This is a genomic window from Streptomyces sp. NPDC059524 (assembly GCF_042749255.1).
GTDB lineage: Bacteria > Actinomycetota > Actinomycetes > Streptomycetales > Streptomycetaceae > Streptomyces > Streptomyces xanthii.
Map to the genome: position 1 here is coordinate 1 of NZ_JBHYTK010000249.1, position 2,639 is coordinate 2,639.

Sequence of the window (2,639 nt, forward strand, 5' to 3'; positions counted from 1 at the left end):
CCCCGCGCCCCCCCCCCGCGCGCGCCCCCCCCGCGGGGGCCCCGCCCCCCGGGGGGGGGGGGGGGGCGCCCCCCGCCCCCCCCCCCGGGTCGGGACCGGTCGCCGGTGAGGGCTACGCGGCGGTCCACAGCGGCCGGACCTCGAGGGTCTCGGGGTTCGGCCACGTCTTGGCGATCTCGACGGCGGCGTCGCGGTCGGCCGCCTCGACGATGATGTAGCCGCCCAGCGTCTCGGCGTCACCGGCGAACGGGCCCTCGATCACCTGGGGGGCGCCGTCGGCGTCGCGGCGGACCGTCACCGGGGCGACGGCCTCGGTCTCGAACGCCTCGCCGCCGACGAGGACACCGGCCTGGCCCTGCTGGCCCATCCAGCCCTCGATCTTCTTGCGGTACGTGGAGCGGTCTTCCTGGATCTGCCGCCGGGACTCGGCGTTCTCGATGATGACGATCGCGAACTTCATTCGGTTCTCCTGTCGCACGGTGCGAAAACGTGACCGGAATTATGAATTCCAGAATCCGAGGGGATCCTCATATGCCCCTTTGATTCATGTCAAGTCGACACAGCTCGGACAACTGGGTTGTGGTAAAGGTGAATTGGCGCCCGCATTCCTGCTGAATCCAGCCGCGGGCACACCACTTCCGACGGTAACGCCATGAAAGAGCACGCCCCTCGAATTCCGCTCGAGAACGGCTCGAGAGCCGTTCCGGGCCGTGTCACGAGAGGTCGAGCACCTCGCCGCTCACCGTGTCCCGCACCCGCAGCGCCTCCATCGGACACGACTCCACCGCGTCCCACACCGCGTCGTCCGGAGGGAACTCCTCCGTGGAGGGCGTCGAACGCCCGTCCACCACCTGGAAACGGTGCGGAGCCACCCCCGCGCAGATGCCCGTCCCCATGCACGCCTGCGCATCGGCCTCGATCCGCCAGCGGGCCTGCTTCTCCTGACCACTCATGACGTTCTCCCTCACCACGCGACCGGAAGCCGCCGCGGCCCCCGGAACAGTCCGCCGGACTTCCACTCGACCTCGTCCGCCGGCACCGCGAGCCGCAGTTCCGGAAAACGCTCCAGCATGCCGCCGATCGCCACCCGCAGTTCCATACGCGCCAGCTGCGCGCCCAGGCAGTAGTGCGCCCCGTGACCGAACGCCAGATGCGGGTTCTTCTCCCGGGTGATGTCCAGCCGGTCCGGATCCTCGAACATCCGCGGATCACGGTTCGCGTTCACCGCCGCGGCCATCACGCCCTCACCGGCCCGCACCGTGCCGCCGCTCAGCTCCACGTCCTCGAGCGCGGTCCGCGCGTTGCCGACACCGTTGCCCAGCGGCACGAAGCGCAGCAGCTCCTCCACCGCCCGCTGCAGCAGCTCCGGCCGCTCGCGCAGCAGCGCCAGCTGGTCCTCGTGGGTCAGCAACACGTAGATCATGTTGGCGAGTTGGTGCGCGGACGTCTCGTGCCCGGCCACCAGAAGCGTCACCCCGAAGGTGATCAGCTCGTCCTCCGAGAGCCGGTCGCCCTCGTCCCGCGCGGAGACCAGCACCTGGAGCAGATCGTCGTACTCCCCGCCGCGCCGCGCCGCCACCAGGTCGGCCAGGTACGCGCGGATCGACGCGTCCGCCGCGACGGCCTCCTCCTTGGTGTAGGCCGTGGTCGACATGATGACCTCGGACCAGTGCTGGAACTTCTCCCGGTCCTCGTACGGCACACCGAGCAGCCGGCAGATCACCGCGATGGTGAACGGTTCGGCCAGGTCCCGCACGACATCGGTGGGAGCGCCCTTGTGCTCCGCCGTGTCCAGGAGCCCCGCGAACAGCTCCTCCAGCCAGCCCTGCATCGCGCCCATCCGGCGCGCCGTGAACGCCTTCGACACCAGCTTGCGCAGCCGCGTGTGCTCCGGCGGGTCCATGCTCAGGATCGTGTCGCCGCGCCGGGCCAGCGGCGTCGTGCGCGGCGTGTCCTCGCCGATCTGGTTGCGGCTGAAGCGGGGATCGGAGTTCGCGGTGCGCACGTCGTCGTACCGGGTGACCAGCCACCCCTCGCCGCCGTACGGCGGACGCACCCGCGCCAGCGGATCGCTCTCCCGCAACTCCTCGAACTTCGGGTGGAGTTCGAGCCCGTGCACCTCGCCCTCGAAGGGATAGGTGTGCACCCGCCTCGTAGCCGACATCTGTCCCACTCCTCGCCGCAGCACGGGCCCCGCGCGGGCCTCCTCGCCCTGGGAGCGTGACCCCGGTCCCCGCGGGCCGCCGCTCACTCTTGAACACGCGCCGCCGAGGCGCGCTTCAGGAGGACTCGAGCGCGGGTCCAGGACCGCTCGCGACGATGGCGCACGACCACTGCTTTCCGGAGACGAAGAAGGTCCGTATGACACAGAACCCCCAGGGCGACGTCGACGAGCAGGCCGCGCGCGAGAAGTTCCGCGCGGCGCTGAACCGCAAGGCGCAGGCCTCGCAGGCGCGGCAGGCGCACGAGGAGGGCCGGCTCAAGGTCAAGACCATGAGCGGCTCCGGCAACCGCAAGCGCCAGTTCCGCCGCAAGACCGGCTGACCGGAAACCGGACCCGCGGCGCCCCGAGCCGGACCCAGCCGGGGCGCCCCGGGACCCCGGGGTGGGTGCGGGGCGCCCCGCCGGGGGTGGGGGCC

Annotated in this window: 4 protein-coding genes; 1 reads left to right on the plus strand and 3 read right to left on the minus strand. The window is 71.4% G+C overall.

The window, feature by feature from the left end; all coding sequences use genetic code 11:
- Positions 1-112: 112 nt before the first annotated feature.
- From ACFW9D_RS37045 to ACFW9D_RS37055, 3 genes are all read right to left on the minus strand, one after another.
- Positions 113-460: a YciI family protein gene (locus ACFW9D_RS37045; RefSeq protein ID WP_188341941.1), complete on the minus strand. Its 348-nt coding sequence runs from the start codon at positions 458-460 to the stop codon at positions 113-115.
- Positions 461-713: 253 nt separating this feature from the next.
- Positions 714-953, minus strand: coding sequence for a ferredoxin (locus ACFW9D_RS37050; protein ID WP_384629763.1), 240 nt, complete (start codon positions 951-953; stop codon positions 714-716).
- Positions 954-964: 11 nt separating this feature from the next.
- Positions 965-2,164: a cytochrome P450 gene (locus tag ACFW9D_RS37055; protein WP_384629766.1), complete on the minus strand. Its 1,200-nt coding sequence runs from the start codon at positions 2,162-2,164 to the stop codon at positions 965-967.
- A gap of 197 nt (positions 2,165-2,361) precedes the next feature.
- Here ACFW9D_RS37055 and ACFW9D_RS37060 point away from each other — a divergent pair, with 197 nt between their 5' ends.
- Positions 2,362-2,544 (plus strand): DUF5302 domain-containing protein, encoded by a 183-nt coding sequence (locus tag ACFW9D_RS37060; protein ID WP_188341944.1) that lies wholly within the window; start codon positions 2,362-2,364, stop codon positions 2,542-2,544.
- Positions 2,545-2,639: the final 95 nt, after the last annotated feature.